17 protein-coding genes are annotated in these 16720 nt (G+C 43.2%); 11 read left to right on the top strand and 6 right to left on the bottom strand.

Annotation, left to right across the window (positions count from 1 at the left end):
- Positions 1-64: 64 nt before the first annotated feature.
- The 6 genes from VB740_RS31535 to VB740_RS31510 all read left to right on the top strand — a co-directional run bounded on the left by VB740_RS31535 (position 65) and on the right by VB740_RS31510 (position 3826).
- Entirely contained in the window at positions 65-226 is a 162-nt protein-coding gene (locus VB740_RS31535) for a hypothetical protein (RefSeq protein WP_323203764.1), read from the top strand.
- Positions 227-325: 99 nt separating this feature from the next.
- On the top strand, positions 326-517 hold the full coding sequence (locus tag VB740_RS31530) for a DUF2862 domain-containing protein (protein ID WP_323203763.1): 192 nt from the start codon (positions 326-328) through the stop codon (positions 515-517).
- A gap of 120 nt (positions 518-637) precedes the next feature.
- A complete protein-coding gene (locus tag VB740_RS31525) occupies positions 638-1738 on the top strand; it encodes an ArsA family ATPase (protein ID WP_323203762.1) in 1101 nt (366 codons plus the stop codon).
- A 211-nt stretch (positions 1739-1949) separates the two neighbouring features.
- Positions 1950-2996, top strand: a complete 1047-nt coding sequence (chlG, locus tag VB740_RS31520; RefSeq protein ID WP_323203761.1) for a chlorophyll synthase ChlG — start codon at positions 1950-1952, stop codon at positions 2994-2996.
- Positions 2997-3078: 82 nt separating this feature from the next.
- Positions 3079-3366 (top strand): hypothetical protein, encoded by a 288-nt coding sequence (locus VB740_RS31515; protein ID WP_323203760.1) that lies wholly within the window; start codon positions 3079-3081, stop codon positions 3364-3366.
- A gap of 100 nt (positions 3367-3466) precedes the next feature.
- Positions 3467-3826: a cupin domain-containing protein gene (locus tag VB740_RS31510; RefSeq protein ID WP_323203759.1), complete on the top strand. Its 360-nt coding sequence runs from the start codon at positions 3467-3469 to the stop codon at positions 3824-3826.
- Between the two features lie 187 nt (positions 3827-4013).
- Here the strand turns inward: VB740_RS31510 and VB740_RS31505 are convergent, their stop codons facing one another.
- From VB740_RS31505 to VB740_RS31495, 3 genes are all read right to left on the bottom strand, one after another.
- Positions 4014-4553, bottom strand: coding sequence for a hypothetical protein (locus VB740_RS31505; protein ID WP_323203758.1), 540 nt, complete (start codon positions 4551-4553; stop codon positions 4014-4016).
- A gap of 218 nt (positions 4554-4771) precedes the next feature.
- Positions 4772-5578, bottom strand: coding sequence for an inositol monophosphatase family protein (locus VB740_RS31500; protein ID WP_323203757.1), 807 nt, complete (start codon positions 5576-5578; stop codon positions 4772-4774).
- Positions 5579-5647: 69 nt separating this feature from the next.
- Positions 5648-7132 carry a BCD family MFS transporter gene (locus VB740_RS31495; protein ID WP_323203756.1) on the bottom strand — a complete coding sequence of 495 codons (1485 nt, stop codon included), beginning with the start codon at positions 7130-7132 and terminating at the stop codon, positions 5648-5650.
- A 286-nt stretch (positions 7133-7418) separates the two neighbouring features.
- Here VB740_RS31495 and VB740_RS31490 point away from each other — a divergent pair, with 286 nt between their 5' ends.
- On the top strand, positions 7419-8228 hold the full coding sequence (locus VB740_RS31490; protein WP_323203755.1) for an Rpn family recombination-promoting nuclease/putative transposase: 810 nt from the start codon (positions 7419-7421) through the stop codon (positions 8226-8228).
- A 122-nt stretch (positions 8229-8350) separates the two neighbouring features.
- On the opposite strand, the gene VB740_RS31485 is transcribed toward VB740_RS31490, so the two are convergent.
- The gene (locus VB740_RS31485; RefSeq protein WP_323203754.1) at positions 8351-8962 is read right to left on the bottom strand and encodes a hypothetical protein; all 612 of its coding nucleotides are present in this window, start codon (positions 8960-8962) and stop codon (positions 8351-8353) included.
- 184 nt (positions 8963-9146) lie between these two features.
- On the opposite strand from VB740_RS31485, the gene VB740_RS31480 reads away from it, so the two are divergent.
- Positions 9147-9371 (top strand): hypothetical protein, encoded by a 225-nt coding sequence (locus tag VB740_RS31480; protein ID WP_323203753.1) that lies wholly within the window; start codon positions 9147-9149, stop codon positions 9369-9371.
- A 264-nt stretch (positions 9372-9635) separates the two neighbouring features.
- Positions 9636-10583 (top strand): aldo/keto reductase, encoded by a 948-nt coding sequence (locus VB740_RS31475; protein ID WP_323203752.1) that lies wholly within the window; start codon positions 9636-9638, stop codon positions 10581-10583.
- 278 nt (positions 10584-10861) lie between these two features.
- On the opposite strand, the gene VB740_RS31470 is transcribed toward VB740_RS31475, so the two are convergent.
- Positions 10862-12391 (bottom strand): DEAD/DEAH box helicase, encoded by a 1530-nt coding sequence (locus tag VB740_RS31470; RefSeq protein WP_323203751.1) that lies wholly within the window; start codon positions 12389-12391, stop codon positions 10862-10864.
- 263 nt (positions 12392-12654) lie between these two features.
- On the bottom strand, positions 12655-13974 hold the full coding sequence (gene rimO / locus VB740_RS31465; protein WP_323203750.1) for a 30S ribosomal protein S12 methylthiotransferase RimO: 1320 nt from the start codon (positions 13972-13974) through the stop codon (positions 12655-12657).
- A 672-nt stretch (positions 13975-14646) separates the two neighbouring features.
- Here rimO and btpA point away from each other — a divergent pair.
- On the top strand, positions 14647-15495 hold the full coding sequence (btpA, locus tag VB740_RS31460) for a photosystem I biogenesis protein BtpA (protein WP_323203749.1): 849 nt from the start codon (positions 14647-14649) through the stop codon (positions 15493-15495).
- A gap of 92 nt (positions 15496-15587) precedes the next feature.
- Positions 15588-16571, top strand: a complete 984-nt coding sequence (locus VB740_RS31455; protein WP_323203748.1) for a vitamin K epoxide reductase family protein — start codon at positions 15588-15590, stop codon at positions 16569-16571.
- Positions 16572-16720: the final 149 nt, after the last annotated feature.

The raw sequence follows: 16720 nt of genomic DNA, 5'->3' as shown, positions 1-16720 counted from the left end.
TAAAAAACAAAGGCAATAGTGACTATGTTGCAATTTAAATGCCGATTAGCTTAGGGTAAGTTGTTTGGATCAATTCCTTGCGATCGCAAACACTCTGTCAATCGCTCTGCACGTTGATGTTCTTGTTCTGCTTGTTATTTTGGCATTGGTACCCAGCCTGCTGCATTATACGCAACCACAAACCTTTTGTCTGTTAGGTCAGGAGTTAGAAGAAGTTAGAAGTTGAGAATTTTATTCCTTATCTTCCTCATCTCCACTGAATTTGTGAAAGCAGAGTCACGGATTCCGCTACACTGAGACTTGGTTTATTGCATTGTAATCAGGCATGGAAATCGGACAAAAGGTTAAAGTCTTTCGCTTGCGCGATCGCGTCTCTGCCCCTGTTGTAAAAAAACTAGGACAAGTGGGCATCATCCAAGGCTACAAAGTGACCGATGGGGGTGGGATTGGTGTAGTCGTGATGTTTGACGACAATACTTCTACTTGGTTTTTTGAAGATGAAATCAAACCTGTGTAACTGTAAAGAACTCAGAACCGGGTTTTTCTTGGGATCTGAAATTTCAAGCACAGGCTGAGAATCTTTGTTGAGTGCTAAGTTGGAGTTGAAAAGACCGGCGGTGAACATAGGAATCAAGTAATGGCTCTAATATTGACATTTTTGGGCAAAGGCGGCACCGCTCGTACCAAAATTGCGATCGCCGCCGCCAAATTATTGGCAAGTCAAGGCAAGCGTGTACTCCTAGCAGGACAAGCAGAACCAACATTGCAAATCTTGCTGGGTATTCCCATTGCTGCTGACCCTCAGGAAATCGCTCCCAATTTGCAAGTAGTCCAGTTTCAAGCATCTGTACTCCTAGAGCGCAACTGGGATGAAGCGAAGAAACTTGAAGCGCAGTACCTCCGTACACCCATATTCAAAGACGTTTTTGGCCAAGAACTGGTAGTATTGCCGGGGATGGACAATGCCCTGGCACTGAATGCTATCCGCGAATATGATGCCAGTGGCAAATATGATGCGATCGTCTACGATGGCACGGGCGACTCTTTAACGTTGCGAATGTTGGGTTTGCCAGAATCTCTCAGTTGGTATGTCCGGCGATTCCGGCAATTGTTTGTCAACTCCGATTTGGGGAAGACGATTACTGAATCGCCCTTGATTCAACCGCTGATTAGTAGCTTTTTCAATGTCAACTGGACAGCAGACAATTTCGCAGGGCCCACTAACCAAGTCAATAATTTCTTGGAAAAAGGGAGAGCTGCTCTTACTGACCCCAAGCGTCTCGCTGCTTTTTTAGTGACTACAGGAGATCCCATTGAGGTAGCAAATGCTCGTTATTTGTGGGGTAGTGCTCAACAAATTGGTTTAACTGTTGGTGGTGTTCTGCTTGTGTCTACTGAAATAAATGTCAACCTGTCAGAAGAATTTCTACCCCTACCTGTGAGCGTTGTTCCTGACTCGCCAACAGGTGAGTGGCAACCACTGATAGACGCCCTACCCAACTTTGAAGCACAAGCGTTACAGGCTCCCAAACCAATTGAAATAGACATCCACAATCGTCAGGTACGCTTATTCTTGCCAGGTTTTGACAAAAAGCAGGTCAAACTCACCCAATATGGCCCAGAAGTCACGGTAGAAGCAGGAGATCAGCGGCGCAATATTCCCTTACCCCCGGCTCTAAGTGGCAGACCCGTTGCTGGAGCAAAGTTTCAGAATAATTATTTGATAATTTCGTTTTAAGTTATGGGAATAGGGAGTGGGGAATAGGGAGTAGGGAATGGGAAATGAGGGAGCAGGGGAAGATGAGGCAGAAGAATTAATAACTAATGCCCAATGACGGCAGTTGCTCCACTTGGGGAGACCCCAAGACCGCACTGCCTCCCCAATGCCCAATGCCTAATGCCCAATTCTCAATTCCCAATGCCCAATGCCCAATTAATCAGTAAAAATTATGTCAGAATCAACTCCCATTACTCCAGACCCTAGCCCATCTGAGATATTAGACTCAGTGGCAAATAATCCTAGTGAGCAAGCGAACGCATCTGCCGATCGCAGTGCGAAAGCTAGGCAACTATTGGGGATGAAAGGTGCAGCATCAGGGGAAACTTCAATTTGGAAAATTCGTTTGCAGTTAATGAAGCCGATCACGTGGATTCCCTTAATTTGGGGCGTGGTCTGTGGTGCGGCTTCTTCTGGTAACTATACTTGGACGCTGGAAAATGTCTTGAAGGTAGCAACCTGTATGCTGCTAGCTGGGCCATTGATGACAGGTTATACCCAAATCCTTAATGACTACTATGATCGCGAAATCGATGCCATCAATGAACCCTATCGCCCGATTCCCTCTGGGGCAATTCCCCTACCCCAGGTAATTATTCAGATTTGGGTATTACTAATTTCTGGCTATGGTTTGGCGTTTGCGCTGGATGTGTGGTCTGGTCATGAATTCCCGACAATTACAGCGATCGCGATTATCGGTTCTTTCATCGCTTACATTTATTCTGCACCTCCACTGAAACTCAAACAAAACGGCTGGCTAGGCAGCTACGCCTTGGGTGCAAGCTATATCACCCTACCTTGGTCTACAGGACACGCTTTGTTTGGTGATCTCAATTCCACAATCGTGATTTTGACAATGTTCTACAGCTTGGCTGGATTAGGAATTGCCATTGTCAATGACTTCAAGAGTGTAGAAGGCGATCGCCAGCTAGGATTACAGTCACTACCCGTAATGTTTGGTATCAACACTGCGGCATGGATTTGTGTAGTGACAATTGATGTATTTCAAGGATTGATTGCAGCTTATCTTGTCAGCATCCATGAGAATTTGTATGCAACAATACTAATACTGTTAATCATTCCGCAAATCACCTTGCAAGATATGTATTTCTTGCGCGACCCCGTGAAGAATGATGTTAAATACCAAGCCAGCGCCCAACCATTCCTTGTTCTAGGAATGCTTGTCACTGGTTTAGCGCTGGGTCATGCTGGCATTTAAATTATACTTCTATAGTAAGAAGCTAAGAATTAGGAGTTAAGAGTTAATATACTTTTAACTCCTAATTTGTATCAAAAAGACCGTGTTAGAACTGTTATCTTTCCTCATTCATGCGATTCAACCTTTGTTAATCCCGATTTGTTTTGTCGTTGCTTGGACTGTAACTATTCTCGTTGTCTTGAGTCTCTGGACGGCGGCGCGAGATAGTGTGGCTACAGCCAAGCAAATGCATCAAATACCCTGTACTGGTTGCCAATTTTTTACAGACAATTATCGTCTGAAATGCACTGTACGCCCATCTATTGCCAATACAGAAGAAGCTATCCATTGTCTTGACTATCAACCGAAGACTAATCCTTATTTGTACTAAGCAGGAGAAGCAGGGGAAGTCGAAGGGGAATAATTAACGATTGTTGCCTCTTAACCCTTGACTCTTGATTAATTCAAAATCTCAAACCAAAAATTGATTGATGCTAGTTCAAAAACTTCAAGACTGTCCGGAATTCATCGCAGGAGATAACACCATTCTGCGAGAACTCCTACATCCAGATAAGCAACCTCTGGCATTGCAGTATAGTTTGGCTCATGCAACACTGCCAGTAGGAAAAACCTCTCAACCCCATTCGCTCTCTACCTCAGAAGTCTATTATATTCTCACTGGCACCGGAGAAATGCACATTGATGATGAAATCCAGATAGTTCAGCCGGGAGACGCTGTGTATATTCCTCCTAATACACGACAATTTATTTGTAACTCTGGCATCGAACCGTTGGTATTTATTTGTATCGTTGATCCAGCATGGCGTAAAGAAGATGAAACAGTTTATTAAAACCAGTTACAGTCATAAACTGCATCTACCTTGAAAACCGTAATTTTCTGGAATTAGGTTAAAGCTCAGAACTCAAGCCACGGTCTAATAATATACTCTTCTTAAAAACTCCAGGTTTCAAAAGACACAGGGTTTAGCCTTCAAAGTCTAGAAAAAAATCTCAGTATTTTTCAACAATGGCTCACTTTCAGCCGTCAACTTTGCTTAACCAAGTAACCAGGTCTTCTGAGTCAAGTGCTATCTCACTTCCTAAGGTTTTGATATAAAGAAGCCTGTCGCTAATAATTAAATCTCTAATTGGATACCATGAATCTCGTCTTCTAATCAAAAGTTCCAAAGGAATCCCTAGTCTTGATGTATACTTACGATATTTCCACCAAGCTCTCCATAGAAACACAGATTTAGTACAGTGCATCTGATAACCTTTGGGAACTTCGCAGTATTGATACTGATAAAAACCCCGACTATCTACTTCTCCTTTAAGGAGATAACTATATTCTGCTAACGCTTGATTTATCAATTCCCATTGGGATGATTTTGGAGAAATCGAGAATTCAGGTAAACTGTTAGATAGTTGGGCGGTGGCAATCACGCCTTCAGATTTCGCTGTCAGTTGGTTGGTTTTATATACTGTTTGGGCTGTCAACGCAGGATTTGACAACAAAACTTCTTTTTTATGGATAGAGTTTTGCACAAACTCTCGAATTAAATCTAAATCAGACAACATAAAATTATTTATACTAAATTAACCAGTGTAGTTTAAGCTACACTATTTAAATTAATAATTACACTGGTCTTTTACTTAAATCAGGATTATTACCAGCTTTATTTATACTCAATTCTTTATTTAAATAGGGTTTTGTTAAGTTTTGTGTCGGATATGTCGCCGCCCAATAGACTGGTTGACAAAACTACTGTTTTCAGGCGGTAGAGCGGCAGATTAGATTAAATTTTTACGGCTTCGAGAAAAGGTTGAAATACCGGAATTAATTCGGGACGACTAACTACAAGAGTAGGAAAAGAGCGATCGCTATAATCTTCTCGCGGTGACAATGGAAATGGCTCTGATTTTAGCGATGACCAGACACCGCCAGCAGCTTGGACAATTACCCAAGCTCCCGCTAAGTCCCAAACTTTTGGTGTCGCTTCAATACCACCGAGAGTAGCCCCAGTAGCAACTGTCAGAAAGTTATAGCTAGCCACACCCAACATCCTAATTTTGCAGGGAAAGCCGTTTTTGATAGCTGCGGTGCTACGAGAACAAAGGTTAAAAAAGTGATTGTTGCTGGGACTATCTATACTAGTGTGGATGGGGTGGTGGTTAAGAAATGCTCCTGTTGGTGTTGCTAAACCAGATGAACCTGTCCAGAAACCATGAAAAGCTTGATTCAAGGTAGGCGCGTAAATATAACCGAAAATGGGTGTACCTCGATACAGTAAACCCAGTGAAATTGTCCAGATGGGAATACCGCGTGTGAAGTTGGTTGTACCATCAAGAGGATCAATTACCCAGCACCACTCAGTACCGGGAAATGACTGATCGCTCTCTTCGCTCAAAATGCCGTAACCAGAGAAAGTAGAAGCGATCGCATCCCGAATTTCTTGATCTGCCCATTTATCTGCTTGCGTCACCAAACTACCATCAGCTTTTTGAGAAGCCTGTACTTTCCCAAAATCTTGCATTAGCTGTTTGCCCACCCTGGTAGTGGTAGTTTGGGCAAAATCAAGAATTGTTGTCCAAAAATCATTCATTGGTTAATTCTCGCGCAAAGGCGTAAAGGAGCAAAGGGTTTTCGGCATCTTTACTTGGGAGGGTGAAGTTCAATCTAGTTCCCTTTCCAGAATAGATGCGATCGCAGTCTTGGCATTCATCTGAAATTCTTTGACATTCACTCGCCACAGTAACGAAACCGCAACAAGCATCCCTATTGCTTGCACCGCAAATACCATGCTGTATGCTAACACTGGTGACGGGAAAATCATTTTACCTAAATTTAAAACTGCTCCACCAAGTATTGTAGCCAATCCCCTAGCCATTGCCTGAGATAATCCCCAAGCACCGATAAATGTACCCGCCGTTTCAGCAGCAGTTAAATCCAACATCAAACTGGTAGCACCAGCTGTAATGACTCCAGATGATAGACCGAAACAAAGTAGGCTACCCATCAATAAAGCTGAGTTGGCGCTAAAACCTGACATAATAATTAAGCCAAAGCTCACAGCTGCACCGATACACCCAATTTTAGTAGTCTGTTTCTTGCCTATGCGGGGCAAAAGCAAAAAACCAGTAGAGCTAATTCCGATGAGGGTACCGATCCCAAAAGGAATGTTTAGTCTAGTGGTTTGGGAAATACACATCCCAAAAACCTCTCCACCATAGGGTTCTAAAATTGCATCCTGCATAAAAATACTAATAGTCAACACCAACAGGAAACCAAAAAATACTCCTGTTTGGCGATTAGCAGTTAGCACTCGTAAGGCTGTACCCAAAGTTATTTGGTCTTCTCTACCTACCAAAGAAGAACGGGAAGTGTAACGGGAATACTTTTTTTCCACGCCGAAGGTTGCCAATATTGATAGTCCAAAGACAACCGCAGGCATAATTATAAAAACAGGGTTGATTGTGGATTGTAGTTTGGCTATGTCAACGACTTTGTTTGTCTGAGAAGGGTTATAGGCTAAAAGAGCCGTCCCACAAATTTCTGGTCTTTCTAGCAACCTGGAGCTAACAATTGCTCCAATCACAATGCCAATCATCAGCATTGACCAGACAATCCCAATCAATTTAGAGCGGTTATCTTCATCAGTAACATCTACCAAAAGAGCAGTAAAAGGTGTGGAACTGGCACTCAGAGCGAAACCATATCCTGCAAAAGTTAATGCCAGTACTCCCGCCCAGCCATAGGTTTGGAAACTCCAGCCAGTGGTTTGCAAACTGCTACCTAATTGCCAGACTACTTGGAGAGCCAAGAAAGATACAGTCGTAAATAATATTGCACCAATCCAGACATAGCTAGTGCGATGATAGCCCAGCAAAGGCTTGGCATCAGACATCTGCCCAAACCAAATCCGTGCTGGGCTAACAAATTGGTGCATAGCAATGGCAGCAGCCGTAATTAATGGCAAGACTTTCAACTCGTCAATCATCACTCGATTCAGCACACCCAAGGTGAGAAGCGACATGATGCCTAATCCCATCTGAAACAAACCCAGTCGGAACATTGTCAGTAAATTAATTCTCGGCAATGATTGCAAATGTACCGACGAATTTGATTCAGGATTGGGTGAAACATCGCTGGTGGCCATAGCTACTTTTTCGTATAGTTTATAGGATTTAATCTCTCTCTTTAAATAAAGATAAACCCTAGCCGCTCGAAATCAGCGAAGGAAAAATGGAAGTTGCGATGGCTTCTCTTCGAGACGCTACGCGAAGATTAATATAAGCTTCAGCCAAGTTAGGATTAATTTTTATGGCTTGGTGGTAATCCGCGATGTCTACGACGGGTGGTTCCTGAGCGCAGCCGTTCGCGCAGCGTCTCCGACAGGAGAAGGGCTACGCCTACGCATAACGAGAGAATTTTAGGATAAAGTCGTGAAACGAGACTCCATTTACTATCAAATTTTTAAACGCTTTCCTGGGTTACTCTTTGAACTGGTTGATACTCCTCCTCTGCAAGGGCAAAACTATCGATTTGAATCAGTTGAAGTCAAAGAAACCGCTTTTCGCATGGATGGTGTGTTTTTACCTCCAGAGGATGCAACATCCAGGGTAATCTTTTTTGCTGAAGTTCAATTCCAAAAAGATGAAGCCCTGTACCATCGGTTCTTTACCGAGTCGATGATGTACCTGAACCGGAATCGTTCTCAGTATGATGACTGGTTCTGTGTGGTAATTTTTTCATCATGCTCTTTGGAACCAAGGGATCAAAGAACTCATCGAATATTTCTCAACAGCGACCAAGTACAGCGAATCTATTTAGATGAGTTAGGCGCGACTAATCAGCAGCCAATAGGCAACAACTTGATGCAGTTGACTCTAGCATCGGATGAAGTGATGGCAGAGCAAGCAAAGCAATTAATTGAGCGGGTAAAATTAGAGGAAACGGACACACTGCCGAAAAACGAAATACTAGACATCATAACCACAATCGCCGTTTATAAGTTTTCTTCGTTGAGTAGAGAGGAAGTTGAAGCTATGCTAGGACTGACTTTGGAACAAACAAGGGTTTATCAGGAAGCAAAAGCCGAGGGTCGAGAAGAAGGTCGAGAAGAACGGGAAGCTGAAATGTTGAAACTTACCGTGCCTCTGTTACTACAAACAGGGATGAGTGTGGAGCAGATTGCTCAACACCTCAATGTTGATATAAAAGCTGTCCAGATTGCCGCACAGCAAAATACATAGAATTGAGATTTCATGTCTGTTGTCATATTTTGGCAAAGTGAGGAGAGCTTGATAATAATCCTCAATTGTCCTTTTACGGTTTCCAGAGCGATCGCACCAAAATATGACAGATTAAGATATGCCTATTTGAGATTCAGAAGTTGAAGCAGATTTTGAAGCTTAAAATTATTCCAACTCAGAGCTACTGAAGTTTCAACAGTTAAATTTCCTTGTTGAAGGTTAATCTTCAAAGAAGAACCATTTTCAAGACTATGAAAAAGGGAATCTAAAAGCTGCAATTGAGTTCGAGGAAGAGTATAGTAAACCTTATTATTTTCAATTCTAACCTCTTTTGGTAAAGCTCCATTGGGAAATTTACCTCCCAAAAATCTTGTCCAACCTGCAATGAGGTAACGGTAAACTATCGATTCAGTCTCAAACTCAGGGGGGTTCAATAAGCGAAGTTCCCCTTCAACGCAATCTTTATTAAGAGTTATTTTTTCAGGAGTAAAATGTAATTTTACTTGAATTTTATTGTACTCTATTGTCGCAACAAGCCCCTCCTCAGAGTGTGGTTCTAAGCTTCTTAATTGCTCAACTCTAGATTCTGCTTGTTGACAGAGAAGTAAAACCATTTTTTTTGTCAAAGTCAACTGTTTAGCTTCTGAGCTAAACATTATGTATTCTTCTATACTTCTTTTTAGAAATTGTCTAGACTCCTGAAACGTTGCTGTAAATTTGTTAAATACACCCATATTTAGTTATTTGGAGAAGATAAGAGTCTAGAATTGTGGTTTCCCTGAGCATTACCCAGGTAAATTTAAACATTATGAAAATGTGGTTTTAACTACGCTATTCCATTGAATTAATAAGATAAACTTGCCGTATGTATGTCATCAAAGTACTTAGCTTCATCTAGTAATCAAAAAGGCATAAGCAATGAGTCAAGAACCAGTCAAAGTAATATTATGGGAAGAAAATCAGAAAGATTTTCTAAAAAAATTCTATGATCTCCAATTTACTCCCAGAGTAGGAGAGGAAGTTTACCTAAAAAAAGAGAAATGGAAAGTAACCAGAGTTGAGCATGATGTAGAAATTAGTGAAATTAATGTCTACATGCAATTAATCAAAAAAGTCAAGCAGGATAAACCATCTAATTCATAATTACAAGTAAATACACTCAACTATAGCAATCCTATTTGATTTGTGAGAATTGCAGCCCGCAGATCCCTGACTTCTCGAAGAAGTCGGGGATCTTGTTTATGCGCGTTTTCAGATTTTAAATTTTTATGCAAGGCGCAATGTCTACGGCAGGCTACGCCTACCTACAACAAGATTTGCAGCCAAGTAGTGACGATCGCACCCAATCTTGTCTGTAACGATACACTATAAAAGTAAAGAAATGTAAATAAACTAAATTTTGCAACCGTGGAAAACATTACATTGGGGCAAAATGGCCCATCTGTTACACCCTTGTGCATAGGCACTTGGGCTTGGGGTGATAAACTATTTTGGAATTATGGCGATCGCTACGGTCCAGAACAGTTACAAGAAGCCTTTACCGAAGCTTTAGACGCTGGTGTTACCTTCTTTGATACTGCCGAAATCTATGGAATGGGACTATCAGAGAAATTTCTGGGACAATTTCTGCAACAGACACAACAACCTGTACAAATCGCCACAAAATTTGGCCCCCTACCGTGGCGATTTACAGCCCAATCTGTCTCTGATGCTTTAACAGAAAGCCTCAAACGCTTGCAATTAGAGCGAATTGCCCTGTATCAAGTCCATTGGCCTTTTGCCTTCTTTTTAAGCCAAGAAACTTTGATGAATGCCCTAGCCGATGAAGTGAAGCGGGGCAGAATTGCCGCAGTCGGTGTGAGTAATTACTCAGCAGAGCAACTGCGAGACGCGCATCAAATATTGGCAGCCCGTGGAGTGCCTTTGGCTGTAAACCAAGTACGCTATTCTTTACTAACTCGCCAGATTGAAAGCAAAGGGATTCTGGCAACTGCCCGTGAGTTGGGTGTGACTATTTTGGCTTATAGTCCTCTAGCACAGGGATTACTTACAGGCAAGTACACTATTGATAGTACTGAAACCCCCACTGGTGCGAGGAAAATAGACCCGCGATTTAAGAAAGAAGGTTTAGAAAAAATCGCCCCAGTCATATCTTTGCTACGCAACTTCGGGGAAAAATACGATCGCACTCCTGCTCAAGTTGCTCTTAACTGGTTAATTGCTCAGGGTAACGTTATTCCCATTGCTGGGGTGAAGACAGCCGAACACGTGCGGCAAAATGCTGGTGCTTTGGGCTGGAGACTGAGTGATGATGAAATTGGAGAGTTAGAACAAGTTAGTCGTCCTTGGCTGTAGTATTTTTGATTTGTCTAAAAAACAATACAGTTCAGAATGAGCAACAAAACCCTCATGTAGAGACGCGATTTATCGCGTCTTCAAAGACCAATTACCTACACCAATTACCCTTAACGCAAGCGTACTGGTCTAAAAAAGCCAAAAAGTCAAGAGTATAAAGTCAAAATCTTAACTCTTGACTCTTAACTCTCAACTCTTAACTTTGCCGAATTTTAGATTTTGATTTTGGATTAAAGGAAAAGTCTAAAATCCAAAATTGATTAACTTCTAACTCCTGACTAAGAAGCTGATTCCCTAGCTGTAGGTGAACCTATCTTTTTACTAGGAGATGCAGAAGAATCCTGTCCACTTGTCCGTAGTTTTGGCTTGGGAGAAGAATGTCTTTCTTCACCATTGTTACTATCTGATTTCCACGCAGCACGGGGGCGATCGCTGGAAGATTCACGACGCTTGCCCAGTCTTGGTTTGGGAGCAGAGGATTCCTCTTGAGGAATTTCCACGTCTGAACTCAACCAAGCGGGACGAGTTTGATCGTAAGCAATTTGTAGTGCTGCTGCGGCGATCGCTTGAGCATCGTATTCTTCAATCAGTTCGCTAACAATTGGCAAGAATGAAGCCAAACGCTCACCTGTCAAAGCTTCTCGCACCTGTTCTTGCAGTTTCAGGATGTGTCGCGCTTCAATCTGTGCCCGTGTAGGAATGGTCAGCAATTGCCAACTTTGACGGTTATGACGTTCAAATGTTTGCTGTTTGCGCCGTTCAAATGGTTGTACTAAAGAAATTGCTGTTCCTTCTTTACCAGCACGACCTGTACGGCCAATACGATGGACGTAAGTTTCTACGCTATCGGGTAAGTCGAAGTTGATTACATGAGAGAGTTGATCGACATCTAACCCTCGTGCTGCGATATCAGTTGCTACCACCCAACGGACTTGACGGTTACGGAATCTGACTAATAGCCGTTCCCGCGCTTGTTGCGACAAGTCACCGTGGTATTCATCAACACTGTGACCAGCCCCTTGTAACTGACTGGTAAGTTCTGCGGCTGTGCGTCTGGTGCGGACAAAGATTAAAGCTGTTTCTGGATCTTCCATTTCCAGAATTGGCTGTAAAGCTTTGGCTTTTGTCCAGTGGCGGGGGATCAGGTAAGCTACTTGATTAATCTTGTTGGGAGCGGCTTTTGGCTGCTCGACAGTGACAGTTGCAGGCGATCGCAAGAACTTATTCACCAACATCCGAATCGATGGTGGCATTGTTGCCGAGAATAAAGCTGTTTGGCGATCTACGGGCGCTTGTGAGAGGATTTTTATCACATCGTCGATAAAGCCCATGCTCAACATTTCATCGGCTTCATCCAACACAAACCACTTCACTTGATCGAGCTTTAAACAGCCGCGATCAAGCAAATCGATCACCCGTCCTGGAGTACCCACGACCATGTGAACACCACGTTTGAGTTGTAACATTTGGCGGTCAATTGATTGACCACCGTAGATTGCTAACACCCGCAATCCTTCATTGCCGATGAATTGTGCGATCGCATCGTGAACTTGCATTGCTAATTCACGAGTTGGTGTTAAAACTATTGCTTGTACGGCTCTTTGATTAATATCTAACCGCTCTAAAATTGGCAGTGAAAATGCTGCCGTTTTGCCTGTTCCTGTTTGAGATTGACCTACCACATCACGACCGGACAGCAATTGGGGAATTGCTTGCACTTGAATGTTAGTGGGTTCGGTAAAACCGATTTTTTCTAGTTGTTCGACACGTTCTTGGGAAATGCCTAATTCTTGGAATGAAAGAGTCATTAATTCGTCCTAAATTTTATCTAAGGATTTTTGGATTAGTCATTAGTCATTAGTTATTAGTCATTAGTCATTAGTCATTAGCCATTAGTGAGCTAAGGGCGGTAGCGAAGCCTCAACTCTTGGAGAGGCTATGCCAACAAGTCCGCCAGCGTTTCAGGTAAACCCTCATGAAAACTGCTATTAATGCAGCATTGACCTTAGTATAAGGATGAATCTGTAAGGGTCATTTAACAAAGGACAAAGGACAAAAGACAAATGACAACTTAGTTATTGACTACTTGACCATAGAGGTCGTATGTATCAGCGTGGTGAATCGCTATTGGCACGATGGTTCCTAACTTTGCCTGGCCTTTGACATACACCAGACCATCAACCTCTGGGGAAAATCTACCTGAACGACCTATTAGTTCACCACTTTCAGGATTTTCTTGCTCAATCAGGACATCGACTATTTTGCCTACTTCCTGTTGATTTTTCTTTTGAGAAATCGGTTGCTGGAGTTCCATCAGTTGGTATCGGCGATCGTCCATCACCTCTTGGGGCAACTGATTTGGTAGCTTATAAGCTGGGGTTCCTTCCTCAGGGGAAAAGGTGAAGACGCCGACATGATCGAATTCATGCCGCCCAACGAACTCTAGTAGATGCTCAAAATGTTCGCTTGTTTCTCCTGGGAAACCAACAATAAATGTTGTCCGCAGTACGGCTGTTGGTAGCGCCGTTTTGATGCGATCTATAATCCCATCATTGACCTGTCCTTGCCAAGGACGGTTCATGGCGCGGAGAATTTCTGGATGAGAATGTTGCAAAGGCAAATCCAGATAAGGCAAGACGTTTGGTGTTTCTTGAATCGCCGCGATCACATCTGGGGTTAGTCCCGTGGGATAAGCGTAATGCATTCTAATCCACGGTATATCTACTTTCCCCAAAGCGCGAAGTAATTCCGCTAATTTTGGCTTACCGTAAATATCCAAACCGTAATTAGTGGTGATTTGGGAAATTAGAATAATTTCCTTTACCCCTTGACTAACTAACTGCTCGGCTTCGGCGACTATAGATTCAATAGTACGCGATCGCTGGTTCCCTCGAAGATGAGGAATGATACAAAATGCACAACGATAATCACATCCTTCCGCAATGCGGAGGTAAGCTACGCCCTCGGTTGTAGTGCGATAGCGCGGTGTAGTCTCATCGGCAATGTAGGTTGGTTCGATACTAACCTGTTTGACCCGCTCGCCAAGTTCAACACGCTCAATTACATTTACAATTTTGTGATAATCGCCTGTACCCACAACAGCTACTGCTTCAGGTAACTCCTCCAAAAGTTGTTCTTGGAAATGTTGTGCCATACAGCCAGTAATTACGATCTTTTTATTTGCCTCTGCCAGTTCTACTAAAGTTCTGACAGATTCTTGCCGGGCTGCTTCAATAAAACTACAGGTATTAACAATAACGTAATCTGCTAACTCTTCATTTGTATCTACACCGTAGCCCGCTTCTACGAGCATTCCTAGCATGTGTTCTGTATCAATTCGATTTTTCTCGCAGCCCAGATGAGAAATGGCAATTGTTGGCTTGTCACCCATATTTTGAAAAAATCTTCATTTTTTTCTTCTTTGTAATCAAACATTCCGGCGCTAACTTCGCTTTTTTGCTATCAGCATCCTCATGAGAACAGTGCAGTGGTAAATTTCCACTGTCAGCAACTGTCCGTGGACTCATGACCCTATTAATTATAAAAATAGAGGTCATGTTATGATATTCCTATCAATCTGTTCCCCAGGGTAAATTGAAGTGTCTTTGGGTACATTTGACACTTGTAATCTTTTTTAACAATTCGCCTATTGGTATTTTACATTACCACAGCGTGTTCTTTGTTAATCTACCCATCGGGAAGCCGCCCAAAGGGCTTGTTGTGAGAAGTCGCTACCCTCAGGGAAATCGACGAAAGCGACTACGCCTATAAAGCAGTAATATTACCCTGGCGATTGGCAAGTCCTACGACTGGGCGCGGACAAGACGCCTAAACCACCGAAAGCTGCCTCGCGTCTAGTGAGTGGCAAACTCCTCTTGTAGCCAAGTTTTATCTTAACATATCTTATGGGAGGTTTGAGGCCAATTTCCATCTGAGGAAGGAGGCAATAAACCGACTATCATAAAACACATTTGACTAGTTAATGAAAACTCAAGAGTCAAGGGTCATACAGTCAATAGTCAAAAAATTCTAGACTCTGGACTCCGCGAGGCGGATTAAAGACGTGGACTTATATCAATTATTTAAAACTCGCTCACCGATTATTGGCGTGGTTCACCTGCTACCACTGCCGACCTCACCTCGTTGGGGAGGTAACCTAAAAGCGGTGATTGACCGCGCCGAACAAGAAGCCGCTGCCCTAGCAAGTGGAGGGGTTGACGGTCTGATTGTGGAGAATTTTTTTGACGCGCCGTTTACCAAAAACCAAGTCGATCCAGTGGTTGTGAGTGCCATGACCATTGTGGTGCAGCGGATACAAAATTTGGTGACTTTGCCTGTAGGGTTAAATGTTTTGCGAAATGACGCCAAAAGTGCAATGGCGATCGCTAGCTGTGTGCAAGCACAATTCATCCGCGTCAACGTTCTCACAGGGGTGATGGCAACCGATCAAGGATTAATTGAAGGAGAAGCCCATCAACTGCTTCGCTATCGACGGGAGTTAGGCTGCGATGTTAAAATCCTGGCCGATGTGTTGGTGAAGCACGCCCGTCCTTTGAGTTCTCCAAATCTCACAGTCGCCGTGAAAGACACCATTGAAAGGGGTTTAGCAGACGGGGTAATTTTGTCAGGCTGGGCTACTGGTAGTCCACCTAACTTAGAAGATTTGGAACTAGCTTGTGATGCAGCAGCTGGCACACCAATATTCATCGGTAGTGGGGCCAGTTGGGAAAATATTGATACATTAATGCAGGCAGCAGATGGTGTCATAGTTTCCAGTTCCCTGAAACGTCACGGACGCATTGAGCAACCAATTGACCCAATTCGCGTCAGTCAATTTGTTGAAGCCGCACGCCGCAATTGGAACTCCAAAGGTGAAAGCAAGCCAGCAGAACAATTGAAGTTACATTCTTGATTGGGGGATGGGGAATGGGGCATGGGGAAACAAATACCCAATACCCAACGCCCAATGCCCAATGCCCAATGCCCATTAACCAATAACAGTTTATGATTCGCCGTCGTTCTACTCCTTGGATTCATAAATGGTCACGTCCATTGATTGCCGCGATCGCAGGATGTGGCGCTCTGATAACAGGTTATCTCACCATAGAAAAGTTAACAGGGGGCAGTGCAGCTTGTGTGGCACAGGCTGGTGTCAAGGGCTGTAATGATGTACTTTCCAGTCCTTGGGCAACGGTTTTTGGTCAGCCGTTAGCTTTGTTTGGGTTTTTGGCATACATCAGTATGGTGATATTGGCTTTGGCTCCCTTGGTATTTAAATCAGGGGAAAACAATAGCCGCAAACAATTGGAAAATTGGACATGGTGGTTGCTGTTGGTGGGTGCGATCGCCATGTCGGTCTTCAGCGGCTACTTAATGTACGTGCTGGCATCTCAAATCCAAGCTAGTTGTCCTTACTGTATCGGTTCAGCTTTGTTCTCTGTGAGTCTTTTGGTACTGACAATTATCGGTCGGACTTGGGAGGATATTGGACAAATCTTATTTACCGCTCTGATTGTCGGGATGGTGACGCTGATTGGGACTTTAGGTGTCTATGCTGGCGTAAATCAATCAGATGTTACACCTGAAACTCCTGGACAACCTGCAAAAATTACCTTTACTCCCAAAACAAACCCTAACCCAGCGTTCGGTTGGGAAATTACCACTACTTCTGGTGAGGCAGAAATAGCCTTAGCACGTCATCTTGCAAAGGTAGGCGCGAAGCAATACAGTGCTTACTGGTGTCCTCACTGCCATGAACAAAAGCTACTTTTTGGTAAAGAAGCCGATGAAATAGTCAAGAATGATATTAAGGTAGAGTGCGCTGCCGATGGACTCAAAGCTCAACCAGAACTGTGTAAAGCCGCAAAGATTGAAGGCTTCCCGACTTGGATCATCAATGGTAAAAGCTATAGCGGAGTCCAAAATTTAGAGGAACTAGCGAAAGTTTCTGGTTACACGGGCCCTCGTAACTTTAAGTATTTCAAGTAATTGACTTGAGAAAGCCTCAACAGCGGTTCTCAATGAATTGAAATGTCTACACCGTAACAATCGCTGTAATTTACAAAGAAGGGTGTAGGGTGTAGGGTGGTGCGACTCGTTTGCGGTGAATTCATAACCCGCAGTGAAAACGTCAAGGC

Origin of the sequence: Nostoc sp. UHCC 0251, assembly GCF_034932245.1 — a bacterium.
In the GTDB taxonomy this organism is placed as follows: domain Bacteria; phylum Cyanobacteriota; class Cyanobacteriia; order Cyanobacteriales; family Nostocaceae; genus Nostoc.
Note: the sequence above shows the minus strand (reverse complement) of the source record. Positions and strands in the feature narration are given on the sequence as shown.